The sequence below is a fragment of the Paenibacillus sp. GCM10027629 genome (genome assembly GCF_042676425.1).
In the GTDB taxonomy this organism is placed as follows: domain Bacteria; phylum Bacillota; class Bacilli; order Paenibacillales; family Paenibacillaceae; genus Paenibacillus_K; species Paenibacillus_K terrigena.
In genome coordinates this window covers 747977-767386 of the sequence record NZ_JBHTGZ010000003.1, presented here as the reverse complement: position 1 = coordinate 767386, position 19410 = coordinate 747977, and the positions used below count along the sequence as shown (strand labels likewise).

Below are 19410 nucleotides of genomic sequence, written 5' to 3'. Positions count from 1 at the left end.
CTCCTTTTTAGTACGCTAACGTAGGTTCTCACGATTGCCTCGAATCATATCTCCCTAGCAATCTTATCTCATGACCAAGTGTGGTTAATATCGTGATCGCTTTGTTCAGCGTCTCGAAACTGCAATCGCTATCCGACTCCAATATAAACCGATATGTACCCAACTTCCTTGCTGTAGGCCGTGATTCAATCCAAGATAGATTTATAGAAAGTGCACTTAATATGTTCAAAATAGCCGAAAGGACGCCGGGATACTCTTCGTTTGGTGTAATGACGAACATCGTCTTCTTGCGCTGCTGCCCGGTTATCTTCTCTCTGCTTACAACGATAAACCGTGTCTCGTTATCAGGGTGATCTTCAATATTCGATTCTAAAATTTGGAGACCATGCAAATCAGCCAGCAGCGCTGGTCCAATCGCCGCAACATCCTTCCGACCACTTCGCTTCACCTGCAAAGCCGCTGAGGCAGAGCTATCGTAATTGACGCATTTCGCTCCTAAATTTCGAATATATTGACGACTTTGTGTGAAAATTGGCGGTATGGACCACACTTCTTGAATAGAGGATCGTTCAGTATATTCATTCACGAGAAGATGCAATGAAACAGGTAACAAGTATTCTCCTTCAATATGCACATCCTTGTAAGAGAGCAGGCTATCGATTGTCATGTTGATCGTGCCTTCCATCATATTTTCCAAGGGTGCAATACCTTTATCGACCCGATGTTCTCCAACGGCTTCAATTACTTCTGGGATGGAGTCACATCGAACAAACTGGGCATTCTCTCCGCCAAAATACCGGTTAGCCGCCTCTTCCGAAAAGGTACCTTGCGGTCCGAGATAAGCAACTTTCATCGATTATTCCTTCCTTTTCCTCAATTCTCAACCAGTCAGTTTCTTCTTCAAAAAGAACTGCTTAATCTCATCCGGGTACTCATCGTTCACGCCAAAAACCTCATAGCCCATCTTCTGATAAAAGTCCGGTGCTTGATAGGTGAACGTGCACGTATGTGCAAATACACAGCCAAGCTCTATCCCTCTTCGCTCCGCTTCCTGTATCATCTGCTCCCCATAACCGTGATGCCGATACTTCTCATCAATCCAGAACACATCAAGATACAGTCCATAGGACCACGTCTCACAGAACAATCCACCCACAACAGCTCCGGCACTATCCTTCAAAAATAAATTAATATCCTGCCCCGGTTTCTTCAGTAACCCGTTCGTAGCCCGAACATTGTAGTTATACAACTGATCACAGACGAACTTGTAATCTGCTTCCTTGGACTCTGTTGTCATTTGCACATTCTCTATTTGCTTGTCAGTCATTCGTTTTCTCCCCAATCTGTATTTTGGAAAATATAAGCATATCTCTTAGCTCTTGCCCATCTTGAGAGAGGTTATTATTCCGTAATATCCCCTCGAGCTCGAAACCCGCCCTCTCCGCGACCGCTCGGCTTCTCACATTCAATCGATCACATCGAATTTCGACGCGTCGCGCCTTCAACGTCTCAAATGCGAATGAGGCAATCCCTTGCACCGCTTTGGTCATATAGCCTTTGCCTGCATGACGAGAATCGATCCAGTAACCAATCTCGAACTTGGGTATGTTCCAGTTCGCATTGTGCAATCCAGAAGAACCGATGAATTCCAGTGTTTCTTTATGAAATATAAGCAACCTCAGATCTTCTCGCTGCAAAAATTTCGCTTGCCCTTCGCGTATAATCGCCTCTGATCGGTCTTCCGACTGTTCGTTGTGAGCAAAAGCAAGCCAAGGCTTCAAATCTTCGATAGATGCTGTGATGGCTTCATAGACCACTCGCCCATCACCAGGTAACGGTAGTCGAATCAATAGACGTTCAGTGACAAATTGACTTGGAAAATCAAGCAAAATCGGCGGCTTCATCAGGAGCACCTCCTGCATTTTTATTACACATCTTACCAAATAAGACGATTTTTATCTATCCTGAATTAGGGTAGAAAAAAGCTGCTCCCAGCGACCAAGGCTAGGAACAGCTCTCTATCATAATCAACCACGAGCTGATTCTACGTTATAGTTTCTTCGTCATATGGATATCCAATGGCTCTTTACTAAACAGCTCTGGGTCCACGGTTTCAGTGAGTTGGCCGCCTTGACTACTGTAGAAGGATACCGCTGATTCTGTCTCTGTTGAAGAAATATACAGCACCTTCGCACCTCGTCTTCTCGCTTCTTCACTTAATTCGTTCATAATTCGCGTACCAATCCCTTGTCTTCGATAGTTCCTTGATACATACATCAAATCAATCTGGAGCTGATCCTTCAGGTCCCCTCGGAATTGGTGCGCTAGCACGCCGAACCCGACTATCACGTCCCCATCGAATGCTCCGAATGCCATCCCGCCATGGCGAATCTCGTACACAAACCGTTCTTGAATCTCATCTAGTACATCTGAATCCCAATTCGGACATTCATGACCTGCTGGAATCTCCGTTAATTGCCCTTCTTGCATCTCATAGATCAGATTGATCTCTTCTGAGCGATCGATTTCTTTGAGTTGATGAACGTGATCTTCGTTCAACACCTGATAGTTAATCAATTACAATACCTCGTTCCGAATGTTATTTTCATATTAGGTGCATAAGTTAACCAGGATTGTTCTGAAAATGCCGCGGCGAATCGCATCTCTGCCTCAACCTGTTCTCTCGCTTCTACGTGAGTTAACCCCCGCTGGACCAAATGCTGGATTGTTTCCTCCAAGTCACCTGGGATTTGCCCTAGGCCTTCATCTCGAAGAGAACGATAGAGCGTGTCCTTCTTCACTCCGTCCATATTTTGATCAAGGAAATTCACTCTATCGCTTACCCTGCAATCCACGTCTTTTAGCCCCAACTGACTGAACAAGATAGGCAGCAGCATACCGATATTACCATTTTTCCCGGTTCGCCTCGCATCTAGTTCATACAATTTCTGAAGCTCACCAAGTCGCATCACGTCAGATTGATCGACACCATCTAGAGCATAATTCGATGCGTTCGCAATCCAATGGGGTTCAAAACAGATGACACGACCTTGATCACGTACGCTATCGATCATCTTCTGAAGGATTTTCTTCGAATCCGTCATATGTAATAGAAAAGCATGGCTCAGGGCAATATCATACCTCGACTCCATATGAATCGTCTCGATGTCGCATGGGATAAATTCCGTCGGAAAGGGGAGGCCAGCAAAAATCTCTCTAGCTCGTTGAATCAATTCCGTACCTTTTTCCAATCCCGTGTAACTCGAGCCTTTCGGTAATAAAGGGAGCAGCTTCAGCCCAAGATAACCGAACCCACAACCGAAATCCACCAGATTCACGGGTCTATCGATCTTCCATACATCTCTCACAAGAAAATTCAAATAGTCATCATTGTAATAGAGCCATCGCGTGTTCTGTAAATATTCGATTTGCTGATCCCAATAGTATTCTGACATATACGAGCCTCTACTTTCCTATTCGGATTTCTCAATCAACTCAAGAATGGATACAGGATACAATGGCTTACTTAATTCTAGAATGGCTTTGGCATAATCTTGAATCTCTTTTTGCGCATCATGTTCAAGTCTCTGGTTCAAGAAGTGACATACCGATTGTAGTGAAGCCGTCCAATACCATCTCACATACATGCCATAGGAGGGTAGAAACAATCTAGCTTGTTCCGCACACACACCATTCTCAATGGCCGATTCATATTTTTGAACACCAAATTCGATGTATTCTAGTAATTCTTGAGTTAGCATCGTACCAATCTCACTACTTAATACCTCGCCGCTTCCTTGCTTGGAATTCTCTGGTTTGCTGCGCCATTGATCTGAACCTGGAATATAGAAGGTCGGCTCCTCTGTAATATATCTGCGACTTGATTCATTCCATGCTTCAAGACTATCTCCCGTACCTTCCGCATGCGCCGAACCAATCACATATTTCCACCACTGTCTAGCAACCATTAAGGGCGCATAAATCTCGTATTGCAAAATCACATGCCTGAATGGCGATGTATGACCTTCTCGTGCTAGAAATTTAATAAGTCGAATATCCTTTTCATTTAGTTCAGTGGATTCCTTAGCATACGATACGCGTGCCGCATTCACGACCGATAAATCGGATCCCATATGGTTTACAAGCCTGACATAGCCTTTATCTAACACTTCGATTAATGACAAAATGTCGTCCCCCTTCATTCAGATCCTATCATTTTACTGAATTTCCCAAATAATTGCTATGACAATGTATCAACAAAATCCCAGTTCATTTCCACTTATGCTTGCCTCTCAATCACAATAAAACAAGTACTATCCGGTAAAGGCACTTCTCGTCCCGCTAGATCCATCATCTGAATTTTATGCTGAAGCGCTTCGCTATACCCTGCTTGAAGATAGGCTTGATTTGTGAGGATGTTCGCCTCAGCCCCTAAGGTAGCATGAATGAATTCCATGTAATCAGGCAGCGTGAAATAGCCAAACTGCTCTTGGACCTCGTGAATATAGGCTTCTTCACCCCATGTATAGGTATAGAGGAATTCCATCGCATCATTCACTGCCATCACCACTTCGTCGTCGCTCAGCTTCTCCACTGTAATGGACCTTCCTGCAAAATCTTTGCAATACCGTTCAAGCCACTGTATCCCGTCTGGTTGTAGGAATTTAATCTTACGCTGCTGTTCCACCGGATGTGTCATAATTCCATCTCGAATAATAATGCGACCTCCAGCAGCCAGCACATCGAATGCACTCTTTAGCGCAGCAGCAATGGTATCCAGATTAAACTTTCGCCCTTGATATGGAATATAAGAATACAGCTCATGAAGGATGGATGAGAAAATAACAGTGTCCACGCTGCCTGCCTGAACATAATCCTTCAAGTTCAGTGCATCTCCTTGTATAACTTCCCAACGTCGACCTTCTAATTGCTTCTTGCGGTTCAATGCTTCAACGACGTTCGTCGAAATATCGATCCCTATCGGTGTGATATCAGGTATCCGCTCCTCGATGAGATCCAGCAGTACACCCCCGCCTGGTCCGATATCTAGAACACTTGTACCGACAATATAATCGAGAATAATCTTCTTGTAGTCTGCGGTCTGGTTCATATCTGCAAGGTATTCTTCTTCGTTATGGAACCGATCATAGGCGTCTCTACGTAGGTCGACAAAATTAAATAACATCAATACAGCCTGCTCATACAAGGGAGATTTCTCTGCTTCAACGCAGAAATCAATCAACTTCTCGGCAGCAGGAGAGAACTCGAATTGGAAGAATACCGTATCTGGGATGTGGCTGATCCGTTCTACACGATACGTCAAATGAGGATTAAGCTGTGCCATGGCTCCAGAATCGATCACGTCCCAGGTTAACTCGCTTAAATATTTTTCGATGATCCGTTGTTTGTAGACATTGATTTTCTTCGTGCCTTTATAGTCGTAATACATCGTATTCATAACATGCTCGAAGCTGATGTGCTTCAACGGACCGTTCTTAGACTTTGTCCGCAAAGTGATCGTTATGATCTTCAAAAATTGCTCTAATGAAAAATACTGCAATGCTGCCTCTACATACCACATCGTGACCGAATCCAGCGGCACTAAGCGTTCTCCCAGTGAATACATACGCTCGAGCATATCATAATCCGTATTAAAATCTTCCCCGCGTCGAATCGAAGAAGCGCGCAACCTGCGAATACGCTCCTTGGTCAACTCGTTAGGAAACGTCGTATGGCGTGCAATATATTGGATTCTCTCTTCTACTTCAGATTGAACAGACTGCCATAGTTCAAGAGATACCGCTCCAATTACGCAATAATTCAGTGCAATCAAGAGGCGCTCAAGCTCTACTGAAGTGATCCACTGCTCTGCAACCATGTCCGATAAAATAACGCTTTCCGTTGCAGGGACCTCACCACGAATTTGCTGACCTATAAGACCGTGCGCTTCAATCAACCGATGAATGACTGATGTTCGCGCGCTTAACCGATCTTCCCCATGGTCCAGATACAACTCCGCTGACCCGCTATTATGTACATAACAATTGATCCCTCGTTCTCGCCACTGGATGCGATCACGAAGCGTACCGCCTTTTGCAACCTCTGCCCAGCACAGAACCTCTTCCAATATTTCCTTTATCCAAAAGGAGAGCGACATCGAATCCAGCAACCGTAAGCTTCTCTCTACGTAATCCAATACCGGGTTTGCATGAACAAGCTCTTGTAAGGATTGAATTCGCTCCATATTGACGACGCGCTCCTCGGCTGACACTAAATAATGCAGCCAATGCGAACCGATCAGATGATTTTCTTTATTTCCTTGACGATAATCCATGATCGCCTGAAGTGATTTCAACATCGTGATGTGATCCTCCTAAATGCTTTCCTGTTGTAATTCAACGAATCGTGATAATTCTTTACTACTCGCTGACAATCGCTCGAATAAACTCCCCATTCGTCAGAAATCTCCTAACGTCAGCACTAATCTGACCTACATCGGTTGTCGCCAGATTGTTAAGGAATATCACTGTCAATTTGTCGTCAATAAACCGACTAATTTCACTCTTAAAACCTGCAATGCCTCCACCATGATACACCCTTCTACTAGACTCACTTTCTGTGTCAATAAACCAACCATAACCATAATTGGAGCAATAGGGCGTAAACATGCGAGTTATAACGTTCTGAGGGACGAGTGACTCCTCGTATAGTGCCTGATCCCATTTATATAGGTCTTCAGATGTTGAATAGAGGTTGCCTCCACCTGTAGGAAGCGTCATGTCAATATATTCCGCATTAATGAGTCCATCCCTGTATTCATAACCAGATGCCCGATGAAGGATTATTTCATGATGGCTGTCACACCCTGTGTCTTCCATACCTAACGGTGCAAAAATACTTTCTCTCAAAAACTCACCATAACTGTGCTCCGAAATCTCTTGGATCAAATGGGCCAGCATGATATACCCAGAATTATTATACAAGAACTGACTCCCTGGCATAAAATCTAAAGGTAGATCCTTCAACATTTCTATAATTTTTTCAGGAGGAGCGGGATGCTTCATGAATTCTTGGAAGTTAGAGATTTGGGTGATATTCGGAACCCCTGAAGTGTGAGTTAGCAAGTGATGCAAGGTGATTTGCGATGCATGCGGGAACGATGGTATATATGTTGATAGAGGATCTTCAAGACTTAACTTACCCTGGTGTTCTAGCATGAGGACACACATTGCCGTGAACTGTTTCGTAATGGAGCCAATCCTAAATTTCGTATTCGGTGTATTCGGAACGCCATGTTCTCGATTCGCTGGCCCATACCCTGCATTGATGATGATCCTACCTTTACTAGCAATGAATACCGATCCACTAAATTCTAAGTTCGATGCATTCGAGGAAAAGTAATCATGAAGTTGTGATTCTAAATGCATTCCTATCAACTCCTTCGCTTCATTACACATACCCTTAGTTTAAAGTTATAACTTTATCACCATCTATTGAATTCAGAACTACTTCATTCTCACTAACCCAATTCGGATGATTGATTCTGATTAATTCGAGGGGATGAGCAACTTCATTCGATCGATGAATCAGACTGAAACGTTGACCGTCTAATTTCTTCATCAGAATCCCATAAGGCCCGAGTGTTAGATAAAAGTTATAGAAGTAATGACTCTCCCCAGGTGGAAGGATAAGATACGAAAGCCCCGTATTCTTCATGCATGTAAAATATATATGAAAATAATCTAATCCATGCTAGATCAACACCCACAAGCAGCGCGATGATAATGAATACGGATTTATTGATTTTTAATGATCTCATCTCCTCGAACTTGCTTCCTCTCGAATCCGTTTCTCGATCAGCATCATATCTTCTTTGGCATCCAATACGATGCTTCGTAAGGCTATGCCTGTAATGAGCGTAAAGATAGAGATTAGAAATATCGTGAGTGCTACAAAGATTCCCGCCAAATGATTCGTAAAACCATCCCGCAACAGTTCCATAAGGTTATTTGCATGGAACAAGATCATCGACACGATGAGAAGCAGTATCCCCGCAACGATACATATAACGGACATTCGTCTTGTTCTCTCAAAATAGGGCATGATACGTCACGTCCTTCGTTAGTTCTATTGATCGATCAATTTGGATGAAACCCACCCATGAGCACAATCACCATAACTAGAAATTGAATAACGAAGAATATCCCGATGATTCCGACAGAGAATATACCAAGAGCCTTGAACACTTTCCTCAACATTTCAATGGATCCTCATTCTTCGCCGTTAGGAAAGGTTGATACATCATAAGTGCATGATTTTCCGTAATGTATTCATCTTCCAATAACTCACCCGCCTGATTATATTTTTTCCTATAAATAGAGTTGTATCTTGCATACCCTCCCCAGTACTCCTGGGTAATCCGGTGTTCTCTCTCATATACCTCATAGGAATGCATGGGTGCAGAGGTCGATCGCCACTCACCATATAAATATTCATCGTCCATATGAATACATAACTGGTAGGGCTGATCGGTTGGATTATATATTCGCAGGTCCAAATAGTTATAGGCGCAGATCGCCCCGCTCCCAAATGGCTGCGTTCGATTCGAATCAGGAAAAACATCATAACTGTGCCGATGCCTCTCCGTTATCTCTAACGGTGTATGTAAGGTTATCCAATAGATCAGGTTCGATAGCTGACACAGCCCCCCGCCAACTCCTGGTTTGAAGCTCCCGTAGAATAATACCATGCCTTCAACGTATCCTTTTCTACGCGTGGGGTTGCCAATCGTTTTCCAATACGAAAATGTCTCCCCAGGATAAATCACGATTCGGTTTACTTGTTGGATCGCCAGCTTCAAATTCGTAATCTTGTTATATTGCAGCCACATATCCACATCTTTTAACTGTCGCAATAGCGGCGTCTTATGCTTCATTATTGGATAGTCAAATTCTTGGACAAGAACCTGCTTGGCGAACTTCGTATTGCCGAAATACCATTCCACATATCTTTTGCATTGAAAATACAATCGTCCTAACCTCAATCTAGTCGTAGATCTCACTTTAGGTTTCATAGTAAACCTCCAATCAATGAAGAGATGCTGTTGTTCTATAAATTCATGAAAAACGGGCCGTTGCTGCGACAACCTGCCCGTTCACTTGATTTAACGATGAAGCAACCAATGCTCACACGTATCTGCTCGTAATTGAAGTTCATTGTACAATACACCAGCGTGATAACCATCGCAAACCGCATGGTGGAATTGTCCCGACAAAGGCAACAGTATTTTGCCATCTTGTTCAAAAAATTTGCCTATTGTGAAAATGGGCAGTAAATACGTTGCCTCGTTGTATATGTTCAGATTAAAACCTGTAAAACTGACCCAAGGAATGCTGGAAATCGAAAAGGTATTTGGTGGCTCATTCGGCTTCGTCATGAATCCTTTGACATTTCCATATCTGCTCATATCATCGAGATATCGATTGTAAAACACATCAAAATCCTCGCTATACAACGTCCAAATCGAAGAGAACGTCTGATCATCATCGTGGAAAATCGTAAAACTAGGTGACATACGGTCCCAAAACCCTAATCTGCCATCCAAATCAAAACAAGTACGAAATTCTCGGTGCTGATTTACCACGGTAGTTAACATGTGAATAAGCACGGGGTACATCTTCATCCCTTTACTCTTCACTTCTAACCGCAGCTGGGTAATGTCAATGTTAGCTGTCACACTGTAGGTACATCGAACCTGATTTAAATAATGATCAAAATAAGGTTTTCTAGGCCAATTATCCATATTGATCGGATTGAAAATCATTGTTTATCCCCTCCTAAAATGATGACTTTTTCATTCTAGGAGGTCTAATCGACTGCAATAACCATATCCTCATCACATTCCTCATATTAATATTTCGGTATGAATCACAATTCGTCGAACGAATCGAAATAGGCTTACGAAAAAAAGTAAAATGAATAGGACAAACATAAATAGTACCAGAGCAGAAACCTCCATGATCATACACTCTCTTTCGCTTGCATCTACAATTCTGTCTTGATCATATGTTACCTGTACATCCATATAATTACAAACAAAAAAACAAGTTGAAATCTGTAATCTACAGAAATCAACTTGATCAATTCCTATCCTTCAAATCGATACGGTGCTAAACCTCTGACCGATGTCTTCACCCGGAATAATCCCCCCGATAACGGATATTTTGCCAACGCCTCTTCCCTGAGTCCGCCTCGCGCAGTGGTAATGTACAGCTCGTCCATCGCTTCGCCGCCGAATGCAACGGACGTGACGAGCGGCACAGGAACATGGATCGTATCGAGCAGTTCACCGGTATGCGGGTTCCAACGTGTCACACGATGCCCTTCCCAATGTGCAACCCATATCATCCCTTCAGCATCCAACGTCATTCCGTCGGGATAACCTTCTTCGGCAGGAATGCGAATGACGGGTGCTCCGCCAGCGAGTGCGCCTGTAGCCTCATCATAATCGTAAACCATGACGACACGCGTTGGCGTATCAATGAAATACATCTTAGTCCGATCTAGGCTCCAATCCATCCCATTTGAGATTCGAAGCGGTGTCAATTTCGGTTCTACAAGGAGATCTGGATGTAGACAATACAGGGTACCATTGTCTAAGATTTCATCGACATCCATGGAACCTGCCCAGAAGCGTCCTGCCGGATCGCATTTCCCATCATTAAATCGATTCGTCGGGATGTGCGCCTCGGGATCATGGATCACTTCCAGCGCACCCGTCTCCAGATCTAATGTATAGAACCCATGGTGTGCAGCAACCACTGCCCCACCTGACTTACGAAGCACCATCGCACCAACGTATTGATTGAGCGAAATAGATCGATTGGTATGTTCCTTTGGATCATAAATATGAACAAGCCCTTGCAGGCCATCCACCCAGTACAATAACCCGCGTTCATGATCCCATACAGGACCTTCGCCTAAATCGGATTGCGTATCCAACACCAACTCAACTTCATAGGAATTGCTCACCTGTTATGCCTCCTAACTTGCATGAAGATATATTCGCCCAGTCGTATGTAAACCCTTTCAATATGTATAACGACATGTTCAGAAACCAGCTTAACTGCTGATCCTCTAAATTTCATGTCTCCTATTGTTCATTGATAAAAACCTATTTTCTACGCTTAAATACGACAACGATATCCCGAGAACTACCTGAAGACTGGCTTGTATCGAAGCAAGAGACGAGCTCCCATCCCTCTTCGCCATGCCGATTCAATTCCTCTTGAAACTCTTCTTCATCAATTTTACCGCCCATAAATCCGCCTGTTTTGAACTTCAATGTTCGGTACTCCCATTTTTCGAACACGTTACTCAACCCTTTCAACTCGAAAACAATAGATTCGCTTCCTATTTTTGCCCAGATCAACATTCATTGTACCACCTTTCATTCATCGCGCCCAGCTACAAAAAAGTGCCGTGAATTGAACGATCCATTCCACGGCATCCTTGTATCCTTCGATTATCCGCCTTGAAGTGTTTTCACTTGGTTCAATCTAATGAAAGATTGAGTACGTCTGTACCAATGGCCAAAACGAACAATAAGCCCATGAATAAGGTCGATGTAATAACCCAACGCCGACCTTGACGATTCACGTTTAATCTGGAGAATGATCGATAGTATAGAATAATACCACTAATGAGTAAGATACACTCGAGTGTGATACTAATCACAGGATATTGCCATAACCCGAAGCCAAGCAATGGAAGATTGCCGAAATTCCCAGGGAGTATAGGAAGATCCGAACGATGTACGAGAAGATCGAGAAACCAATGACTAAATACCACCGATCCAATGATAACTCCGCCTCGTCTGCCCCACAGCCGCCATGCACCCCATCCAGCTATCATTGCTATAAACAATGCTCCGATTAGTGAATGCGTATAATCTGCATGAATCATATTTGCGCCATACCCTGTCTCCCCAGATATCGGTTCAATCGTTTCCTTCCCTGTTAGAAGAAATGGTACAAAGACCACGTCTAATAATTGCGTACTTAGCATAAGCGCCCATAACGGTAACCGTGGCGCCTTCGCTTTCACGGCAGCAGCAAGACCAAAATGACCTGCGAACATGTTACTTCCCTCCCTTTTCATGGAACCGCCGTGCACGAGCATCCAAATATCCGCAGCCTGCCACAAAAAGAATCATAAACAAAATAAAGTTCATTCTCCTCGCTCCCTTTATCAACGTTTATTCATTACAATTTGTACCCAATTTACGTATTCCAGCGATAAACGTATTAATAATCACATGCAGACTTTCATTTCGTTCAAGATGCATTCGGAACCCTCCCTTTTGTTCTAGGGAGGAAAATCCGTGCAGTATACTGCGTAACCCGCGTGTCGCGTGAATCACTTCATCTCCTTCCAACCCATAGCTTCTTAAGAAATGAACTGCAAACATCACGATATCTGTACCCGCACGTTCAACCTCAGGGTCACTCGGATCAGGAGCTTGGAACGTAGCTTCATATAGACCCGGATGCCTGCGAGCAAAATCGACATAAGCCTCGCCGATCGCGTGCAGCCCTTGATCCAGCTCTTTAACAGTAGCATTCGCTTCTAATAATGCGGCATACAGCTCATGTAAACCGTAAATCGCCATCTGCTTCCGCAACTCCTGCAAACCATCGATATGGTTATACAAGGAAGGCGGGCGAATGTTTAACTTTTGGGCCACTCGAGTCAATGTGACTTCATAAAACCCATCTTGATCAGCAATTTCAACGGCCGTCTGTACGATTGTGTTCAAATCTGCTCCGATTCTTGGGGACATTGGGTATACTCCGTTCTATGTTTGATGGTTCATATCACTCTGTAAGGCAAAACTAATACCATTAGTTTTATCATAACTAATACTATTAGTTTTTTCAACCATTATTTCCCTTAATCCCAGCTTGTCATGTTACTTCTTCTACAACAGAGTAAACAGCACGAAAACACCCGATCTGTTCATAGACCGGGCGCTTTCACGTGACACAGTATAGACATTTTTTCCATTCACGATACGAACTTACACAGCAGCAAACCGACTATGATATAATCGCGCATAGTAGCCATCCCTCGCCAATAATTCATCACGTGTTCGAGTGCAATGTCGAAGCTGGTACGGTCGAGATCATGTTCTGAAAAGCATTCTGAATGCGAGGGATGCGTGTATTACGAGAATAACTGAATCCAATACTTGCAGGCGTCTTCTGTCATCTCGGCCAGCATCCCTTGATTCGCTTCAATAACCTTGCGGGATGCTATATTCGAAGCGTTGCAAGTCAGCAATACTTCTGGAATGCCTTTCTCACGAGCCGCATCAAGAATCTCTCGCAATAGAATATTCCCGTAACCATTGCCTCTAGCAGACGGTCGAATGACATACCCGATATGTCCCCCGTGCTCGAGTAATCGATCATTGAGATGATGCCTTAACTTCCCATATCCAACAGGCTTACCCTTGACATAGAGCCAATAGATCGTCTGCGGCACGTATCCCTCCTGCAAGTTTAAGCCCTGAGCGCATTCAAAATTTCGACGAAGTTTTGCTTGAAACTCTGCGATCTCATTGGAATACAGACTGTTCACAAATCCATTCTGCCCTTCGCCGATCTCTTGAATCATTTGATAAATCGTATTATCCTCATCTAGTTTAAGCTCTCTAAGCTCGACTTGCTTCGGATATGGCTCTAGCTGATGATCTTCGATCAGCTCAATCGTTCTGCGTTCGGCTGCGAATTGCTTGATATGCGCTTTGATATTTGGGTATATAATGATGCCGTCCAGCTCTGCGAGCGGAATCCATCGGACCCCAGATTGATCTCCGTCAGGGCGGTCTGGAAATCTCGGGCGTGATCCTTCGATCGGAGTACATTCAAACACCAGGTACAGCGTATGGATATCGGAGCCAGAATCTTGCACGTTCAAATGCGGTGCATATTCATAGACGAAAGCAATCGGACCAACCGTCGCTTCGAGCATCGTCTCTTCCATCAGCTCTCGATGCACGCCCGCCGTCACCGATTCCCCAGGCTCCACACCGCCACCAGGCAGGTTATAATGTACGCCTTCTTCATCTCGATACTCGACGAGCAGGATCGAATCTTTCTCTATTACTAGTGCGGTGGCTCGAACACGAATCGGGTAAGACATGTCACAACGCTCCTCTTCGATTTGACTTATACGTTCCTACACATACCAATTGGGTTTAAAAACGTCAAAATCGTGATGGTCATCTAGCACTCGATTTATCAGATCCATCATCATGTCCAGCTCTTCGGGCTTGACCTTCAACACCCATACAATCGAGGAGATTAATGTCATTGCAAGATACAGTGCGTAGAGCTTCCAAAACAGCTCATCCGGCTCCTCACCCTGGTGGTACCCTCGGATTTGTCCGATCGAAAAAGGGACACTCGTCTCACTGCAAAAGATACCAATCTTAACAAATTCATGGATCGGATCTCCCCAATCGAAGGCGTTAAAATCAATGACACCCTGCAGCTGCTGATCTCGAATGATTAGATTCCCCAGATGATAATCATCATGTTGAAACCGATTCGGACGGTCAATCATGAGATGGGTATGCTTATCAATAAATGCAAGCACCTTCTCATCATTTTGCAGCTTATAGCCGCAGTTGCGATATTGCTCCACATATCGTTGATGCTTCCGAAGCTTGCGATCATACCAGCTGGGAATAGAGGCAGGGGCTTGCATTTGGGTTATTTTCAACAATTCTTGTCCCGCTTGAAGCCCGATCTGATACTGTGCTTCTTCTGAGAGTGTCGGAACAACCTCTTCTCCATCTTCACCCTCGATGTAAGATACGATCATATATCCAAGCGCTTGATCCGAGATCTCTCCGATCTCGATCGGTCTGGAGCATCGAACTTCAAGTTCTTCCAATTGTTGCAGCGTTTGGTATTCTTGCAGCTTGGATGCATAGTCCTGCAGCGAGAATATCTTCAACAGCACCAGACTGCCATTCGAACAACGAACCACGAATTTCCCATCACTCGAATATCCTTTGGCAATATAGCGCGCATCAAGATACCCTTGAATCATAGGGATACGCTGCGATATTTGTTCCAATGTATTTTGATGAAACGCCATTAAATCTGCCTCCCATGTTGTTTGTTTACGCCCCGCTCAACATCGCATCCACCCATGCATAACATCTCGACAAATCTTCTTCCGAGATCAAATTGGGCTGATGCTCGAATTGAATTTTTACATGCGGCTGCTCTTCACGAATAATGCGTAAATAATCGGCAATCGGCGCCCATCCTTCTCCTGCTACCTGCTCAGGGAGCACGGGGTAATGATAATGCAGAATTTGTGCGTTCTGATACTGAAGCGTCCACAAATGAATGACATCCGCATACTTCGCATACTTCCGGATCACTTGGCGAGCATCGAAGTTCGGATCAACTTGCTCCTGGAGGAACAGCCGGCCTGTATCGAGGCATACTCGAATTGTCGGATATCGCAGTAATAAGGTCTCTAAGTAATCTGATTCATATAAATAAGGGCAGAGTGCATCGAATTCAAGCACCGGGGTAAAATGATATGCTTCACCCTGCTCCGTCAGCCACTGAAATAGCGCCTCGCTCTTATTAACCAATTCCTCCAACGAAAATTGGCTCTGCATCACGAACTCTGCTGGATCACTGAACCGCCACGTCGACCAATTCACGCGGTCATCCAGAATAACAGGCTTCGGATAATGGAACAAAATATATGTCGGCTTTACTTGCATCGCTGCTTCGAGCTCTTCTTGCACAAGCTTGTATGCATCCGCCCGTAACGTATCATCTTGCGCCAAGAACAATGCATCTCTCAGCCTCGAACGTCCTGCCCGCAGCGGAAAATGGATTCCTACGTTAAATTTTCGCTCCTCTGCTTGTCGAGCCAACTTCTCCAGATCCTGATCATCCTCGAACAGACAGGCCTCCACACCCCAGAACCCCGCTCGGAAATCCCGCTCAAATTTCAGCTCATCATAACTACCATATTGACCAATCATGAACCGGTTCACAGATTTATCCCTCTCATTCCTCTATAGTATCAGCGCAATCGTTATCGGTAATAAGATACATGCGAACCCAAACCCTAGCATCATGCGAGTGACCCGCTTCGGTAGACGCTCTGCTTCCTCGGTATACCAACCCCTGAATTGCAAGTAATTCCGATAAAATACCATAAATAACAACAAGTCTCCGATGAGGAACATAAAATTCCCGCCAAATCGAAAACCATCATATCCCTCACGACCTATGATCATCTTCACTACCGAATTTTCCAACTGCCCGATAATCCCCATAAAGAACAGCAACAACACGGTCATCCTAAGAAACTCTAGCATACCTCTTATTAATGTTCTCATCAGCAACACCTCCGTCTAGATATTCTCTCCTTCCTATCAAGCTATCACTATGAACATTTTACCGATATAACCAATTTAATACAAATAGAACTATAATTGAAAAAAGCGACTGTATCGTGGAGAACATCTCCGTGATACAGTCGCTTCTTATATGCAGATTAGCTGCTTACTGGCGTCCCACTGTGTGGATTCCCCTTACCGTCTCCACGATCTGTAGGATTCACGCCTCTTCTTCGCTCCAAATCCTCCGTCACGATTCCTAGCTTCTTATCCAGCTGATAACAGAGCATCAAGCCAATCCCTACTATTGCGGAGATTAGTGGGGCCCACAAATAATTGATCCGAATTGCATTGAGTGCCGACTCTGCTTGCTGAGCCGCATTTGGAACATAGTTCGCCCAAGACAAGAGCGCTGCCGACAAGGCGCCGCCAACCCCCATCCCGACCTTGGCGCCGAAGCTCGACGCCGCGGACAACAGACCTTGCGCACGTACGCCTGATTTCCATTCCCCATAATCTATGGTATCCGCAATCATCGCGAAGCCCATACTCATGCTGAAACCGATTGCAAGCGCATTGATCACAAGACCCGCGAGCAGCATCGACTCGGATAGACTATAACTACCGATCAGTGCCACGGTAAACCCGATAATCATCAAGCTGGAGCCGAGAATCGACGTATTACGCTTGCCGATCCGCTTCGCCACGAAGGAGGAGAATACGAGCGTAACCAGTGCTAACATATTAATGCCCATAACGAGTGAGACCATTTCCGGTTTCTTCATATTATACGTCCAGAAATAAATCGCGGACTGTGTCTGCATCGCATTAATCCCCATCTGCAGGAACCCGGAGATGAGCAGCAAAACCCACGACCAATTGCCTCGAATCGCACGAGCTGACTCACGTAGAGGCAGCGGTTTATCGTGCCCAGTCGTTACCCTCTCCCTTACATTAAAGAACGTGATCAAGAAGAATATCCCGCCGATAATCCCGAACAGAACCATCGTATAGAAGAATCCCTTCTGCTGATTACCGCCACCAAGCGCATTCACAATGGGAAGTGTACCAATCGATACGATCATCATCCCTACCAGAGCGAGGAACATTCGGACCGATGCCAGCTCCGTGCGTTCTTGCGGATTGCTCGTTAAGCTGGGAAGGATCGAGGTGATCGGAATATTAATTCCGGAGTAGACGAGGCCTAACAGCGTATACGTAATGTATGCATAGACCAATTTTCCCGTATCGCCGAAGTCAGGCGTCAAGAATGTCAGCATCGCAATGACGGCAAACGGAATCCCAAGCCACAAGAAGTAAGGACGACTTTTCCCCCACTTGCTGTTCGTCTTGTCAATAATAATACCCATAACCGGATCGGCGAACGCATCAAGCACCCGCGTAACCAAGAACAAGGTGGCGACCGCCCCCGCACTCAATCCATAGACATCTGTGTAGAAATACATCAAATAAATCGAGATCATCTGAAAAATCAAATTCGATGCCGTATCCGAAATTCCATAGCTGATTCGCTCTCCCCAACCCACTTGCTTAGCCGACATGGATATTCCCCCTTCATTTAATAAAGCGCTTACATTTTGTTGTGAAATCATCATAATGCAATCCAACGCGCATTTATGGTATATTATCAACATTATTTGTATTTCCTTCAAATTTCTTTGTAATTCATGAAGGGTAAGGGGTGCATACAGCATGGAGCCGAGACTACAAATCGAAGATATGGAATACATCTGCAAGCTGATGTTCGAGAATTATAAAATATCCACCGTCTATATCAATGCGTCGGGTCACGTAGAATTCGAATTTTCTTACCCATCTAGTGACGATCCATTTGCCCAGCATAAATTAGAGCTTTACAGCCAACTCGCAGATCCCCAGCATCCTACGCAGTTCCCGATCCTACGAACGACAAGCTTTCTAGGGAACTTCTTTGCTGTCCGAATTGAACTCGAAGAGCAGCAGCTCGGTACGATTATCGTAGGCCCTTCCCTCTACCAGGAGATACACAAGGAAACGTTGGACAAGTTGATGAATGATTATCAGCTTCCCCTCATGCATAAGCAGGCGATCGCACAATATTTCGAGCATGCGCCTGTCTTGAATAAGATGCAACTGCTGCATGTGAGTATGATGTTGTATTACTTGATTTATCGAAAGAAGCTCGATGTCGTCGAGGTGCTCCAACTGAATCATGGACTTGAGCTTGCGTATGATACGATCGACAATATCGATCTGGATGTCTCGAATCGCAGGCAGAACAACCATTACCACCATGATCCCGCAGTGGAACGCAGCGTGTTTAACAGTGTTCGTGACGGCAATCGTGAAGCACTCTTAAATAACATTGCAGCGCTACCTGAAGAACAGCTCGGCGTTCTATCGAAGAAAAGCCATCTACGAAGCAGAAAAAACCTCTCCATCATCGGCATTGCGCTAGCCACACGCGCAGCGATTGACGGGGGGCTTCACTCGGAGGTTGCGTTTACCCTCAGCGACATATACATTCAGCATATTGAAGAATTGACGGATATGAAGCAGCTTAAAAATGTGGAGCTCGATGCTTTCCTAGAATTGACGGACCGCGTAAAGGCCTGCAAAGAACAGAGCTACACCAAGGCGGTTACCATATGCCAACATTATATTTTCAACCATTTGCATGAAGAAATTCCCCTGCAGAGACTCTCTGAATTAACCAACTTGCACCCGAGCTACCTATCCCAGTTATTCAGACGAGAAGTTGGCATATCGTTAAGTGAATATATCCAACGCAAACGCGTCGAAGAAGCCAAAGTGCTGCTGGCTTCCAGTGAATTCTCCTTATCGGATATCTGCGCGCGGCTTAATTTCTACGATCAGAGCTATTTCTCCAAGATCTTCAAGAAATATACAAACTTGACTCCGAAGCAATATCGGAACACGAAGAACCTGCCCTCTACGTAACAGCGTCC

Annotated in this window: 21 protein-coding genes; 1 reads left to right on the top strand and 20 read right to left on the bottom strand. The window is 44.6% G+C overall.

Going from position 1 to position 19410, the window contains the following annotated elements; genetic code table 11:
• Positions 1-28: 28 nt before the first annotated feature.
• The 20 genes from pheA to ACFQZR_RS03960 form a co-directional block, all read right to left on the bottom strand.
• Positions 29-853 (bottom strand): prephenate dehydratase, encoded by an 825-nt coding sequence (gene pheA / locus ACFQZR_RS04055; RefSeq protein ID WP_379343091.1) that lies wholly within the window; start codon positions 851-853, stop codon positions 29-31.
• Between the two features lie 27 nt (positions 854-880).
• Complete coding sequence (locus ACFQZR_RS04050; protein ID WP_379343089.1) at positions 881-1327, bottom strand: GNAT family N-acetyltransferase; 447 nt, start codon at positions 1325-1327, stop codon at positions 881-883.
• Positions 1320-1904 (bottom strand): GNAT family N-acetyltransferase, encoded by a 585-nt coding sequence (locus ACFQZR_RS04045; RefSeq protein ID WP_379343087.1) that lies wholly within the window; start codon positions 1902-1904, stop codon positions 1320-1322. The genes ACFQZR_RS04050 and ACFQZR_RS04045 overlap by 8 nt, the downstream gene beginning before the upstream one ends.
• 145 nt (positions 1905-2049) lie before the next feature.
• Positions 2050-2577: a GNAT family N-acetyltransferase gene (locus tag ACFQZR_RS04040; protein WP_379343085.1), complete on the bottom strand. Its 528-nt coding sequence runs from the start codon at positions 2575-2577 to the stop codon at positions 2050-2052.
• On the bottom strand, positions 2574-3455 hold the full coding sequence (locus ACFQZR_RS04035) for a methyltransferase domain-containing protein (protein ID WP_379343083.1): 882 nt from the start codon (positions 3453-3455) through the stop codon (positions 2574-2576). Before ACFQZR_RS04035 ends, ACFQZR_RS04040 begins: the two co-directional genes overlap by 4 nt.
• An 18-nt stretch (positions 3456-3473) precedes the next feature.
• Positions 3474-4202 carry an FAD-dependent thymidylate synthase gene (thyX, locus tag ACFQZR_RS04030; protein WP_483874910.1) on the bottom strand — a complete coding sequence of 243 codons (729 nt, stop codon included), beginning with the start codon at positions 4200-4202 and terminating at the stop codon, positions 3474-3476.
• A gap of 77 nt (positions 4203-4279) precedes the next feature.
• Positions 4280-6358, bottom strand: coding sequence for a class I SAM-dependent methyltransferase (locus ACFQZR_RS04025; RefSeq protein ID WP_379343079.1), 2079 nt, complete (start codon positions 6356-6358; stop codon positions 4280-4282).
• Between the two features lie 61 nt (positions 6359-6419).
• Positions 6420-7427 (bottom strand): serine hydrolase domain-containing protein, encoded by a 1008-nt coding sequence (locus ACFQZR_RS04020; protein WP_379343077.1) that lies wholly within the window; start codon positions 7425-7427, stop codon positions 6420-6422.
• A gap of 388 nt (positions 7428-7815) precedes the next feature.
• The gene (locus tag ACFQZR_RS04015; RefSeq protein ID WP_379343075.1) at positions 7816-8076 is read right to left on the bottom strand and encodes a hypothetical protein; all 261 of its coding nucleotides are present in this window, start codon (positions 8074-8076) and stop codon (positions 7816-7818) included.
• A 175-nt stretch (positions 8077-8251) separates the two neighbouring features.
• Positions 8252-9073 (bottom strand): VanW family protein, encoded by an 822-nt coding sequence (locus ACFQZR_RS04010; RefSeq protein WP_379343073.1) that lies wholly within the window; start codon positions 9071-9073, stop codon positions 8252-8254.
• 90 nt (positions 9074-9163) lie between these two features.
• Positions 9164-9823 (bottom strand): type A chloramphenicol O-acetyltransferase, encoded by a 660-nt coding sequence (gene catA / locus ACFQZR_RS04005; RefSeq protein WP_379343071.1) that lies wholly within the window; start codon positions 9821-9823, stop codon positions 9164-9166.
• A gap of 323 nt (positions 9824-10146) precedes the next feature.
• The gene (locus tag ACFQZR_RS04000) at positions 10147-11031 is read right to left on the bottom strand and encodes an SMP-30/gluconolactonase/LRE family protein (RefSeq protein WP_379343069.1); all 885 of its coding nucleotides are present in this window, start codon (positions 11029-11031) and stop codon (positions 10147-10149) included.
• Between the two features lie 142 nt (positions 11032-11173).
• The gene (locus ACFQZR_RS03995) at positions 11174-11371 is read right to left on the bottom strand and encodes a DUF4177 domain-containing protein (protein WP_040674937.1); all 198 of its coding nucleotides are present in this window, start codon (positions 11369-11371) and stop codon (positions 11174-11176) included.
• A gap of 182 nt (positions 11372-11553) precedes the next feature.
• Positions 11554-12138: a permease gene (locus ACFQZR_RS03990; RefSeq protein WP_379343067.1), complete on the bottom strand. Its 585-nt coding sequence runs from the start codon at positions 12136-12138 to the stop codon at positions 11554-11556.
• 118 nt (positions 12139-12256) lie between these two features.
• Positions 12257-12841 carry a TetR/AcrR family transcriptional regulator gene (locus tag ACFQZR_RS03985; protein WP_379343065.1) on the bottom strand — a complete coding sequence of 195 codons (585 nt, stop codon included), beginning with the start codon at positions 12839-12841 and terminating at the stop codon, positions 12257-12259.
• A 383-nt stretch (positions 12842-13224) separates the two neighbouring features.
• Positions 13225-14205, bottom strand: a complete 981-nt coding sequence (locus ACFQZR_RS03980; protein ID WP_379343063.1) for a GNAT family N-acetyltransferase — start codon at positions 14203-14205, stop codon at positions 13225-13227.
• 36 nt (positions 14206-14241) lie between these two features.
• Positions 14242-15168, bottom strand: coding sequence for an aminoglycoside phosphotransferase family protein (locus ACFQZR_RS03975; RefSeq protein WP_379343061.1), 927 nt, complete (start codon positions 15166-15168; stop codon positions 14242-14244).
• Between the two features lie 25 nt (positions 15169-15193).
• Positions 15194-16093 (bottom strand): sugar phosphate isomerase/epimerase, encoded by a 900-nt coding sequence (locus ACFQZR_RS03970; RefSeq protein WP_379343059.1) that lies wholly within the window; start codon positions 16091-16093, stop codon positions 15194-15196.
• 21 nt (positions 16094-16114) lie between these two features.
• Positions 16115-16441: a hypothetical protein gene (locus ACFQZR_RS03965; RefSeq protein WP_379343057.1), complete on the bottom strand. Its 327-nt coding sequence runs from the start codon at positions 16439-16441 to the stop codon at positions 16115-16117.
• A gap of 158 nt (positions 16442-16599) precedes the next feature.
• Complete coding sequence (locus ACFQZR_RS03960) at positions 16600-18003, bottom strand: glycoside-pentoside-hexuronide (GPH):cation symporter (protein WP_379343055.1); 1404 nt, start codon at positions 18001-18003, stop codon at positions 16600-16602.
• Positions 18004-18154: 151 nt separating this feature from the next.
• Here ACFQZR_RS03960 and ACFQZR_RS03955 point away from each other — a divergent pair, with 151 nt between their 5' ends.
• A complete protein-coding gene (locus ACFQZR_RS03955) occupies positions 18155-19402 on the top strand; it encodes an AraC family transcriptional regulator (protein ID WP_379343053.1) in 1248 nt (415 codons plus the stop codon).
• Positions 19403-19410 lie beyond the last annotated feature (8 nt).

Bases quoted from the DNA above. Each gene is read 5' to 3' on its own strand.
- pheA (WP_379343091.1), bottom strand. From the start codon at position 853: ATGAAAGTTGCTTATCTCGGACCGCAAGGTACCTTTTCGGAAGAGGCG.
- ACFQZR_RS04050 (WP_379343089.1), bottom strand. From the start codon at position 1,327: ATGACTGACAAGCAAATAGAGAATGTGCAAATGACAACAGAGTCCAAG.
- ACFQZR_RS04045 (WP_379343087.1), bottom strand. From the start codon at position 1,904: ATGAAGCCGCCGATTTTGCTTGATTTTCCAAGTCAATTTGTCACTGAA.
- ACFQZR_RS04035 (WP_379343083.1), bottom strand. From the start codon at position 3,455: ATGTCAGAATACTATTGGGATCAGCAAATCGAATATTTACAGAACACG.
- thyX (WP_483874910.1), bottom strand. From the start codon at position 4,202: ATGAAGGGGGACGACATTTTGTCATTAATCGAAGTGTTAGATAAAGGC.
- ACFQZR_RS04025 (WP_379343079.1), bottom strand. From the start codon at position 6,358: ATGTTGAAATCACTTCAGGCGATCATGGATTATCGTCAAGGAAATAAA.
- ACFQZR_RS04020 (WP_379343077.1), bottom strand. From the start codon at position 7,427: ATGCATTTAGAATCACAACTTCATGATTACTTTTCCTCGAATGCATCG.
- ACFQZR_RS04015 (WP_379343075.1), bottom strand. From the start codon at position 8,076: ATGTCCGTTATATGTATCGTTGCGGGGATACTGCTTCTCATCGTGTCG.
- ACFQZR_RS04010 (WP_379343073.1), bottom strand. From the start codon at position 9,073: ATGAAACCTAAAGTGAGATCTACGACTAGATTGAGGTTAGGACGATTG.
- catA (WP_379343071.1), bottom strand. From the start codon at position 9,823: ATGATTTTCAATCCGATCAATATGGATAATTGGCCTAGAAAACCTTAT.
- ACFQZR_RS03990 (WP_379343067.1), bottom strand. From the start codon at position 12,138: ATGTTCGCAGGTCATTTTGGTCTTGCTGCTGCCGTGAAAGCGAAGGCG.
- ACFQZR_RS03985 (WP_379343065.1), bottom strand. From the start codon at position 12,841: ATGTCCCCAAGAATCGGAGCAGATTTGAACACAATCGTACAGACGGCC.
- ACFQZR_RS03980 (WP_379343063.1), bottom strand. From the start codon at position 14,205: ATGTCTTACCCGATTCGTGTTCGAGCCACCGCACTAGTAATAGAGAAA.
- ACFQZR_RS03975 (WP_379343061.1), bottom strand. From the start codon at position 15,168: ATGGCGTTTCATCAAAATACATTGGAACAAATATCGCAGCGTATCCCT.
- ACFQZR_RS03965 (WP_379343057.1), bottom strand. From the start codon at position 16,441: ATGAGAACATTAATAAGAGGTATGCTAGAGTTTCTTAGGATGACCGTG.
- ACFQZR_RS03960 (WP_379343055.1), bottom strand. From the start codon at position 18,003: ATGTCGGCTAAGCAAGTGGGTTGGGGAGAGCGAATCAGCTATGGAATT.
- ACFQZR_RS03955 (WP_379343053.1), top strand. From the start codon at position 18,155: ATGGAGCCGAGACTACAAATCGAAGATATGGAATACATCTGCAAGCTG.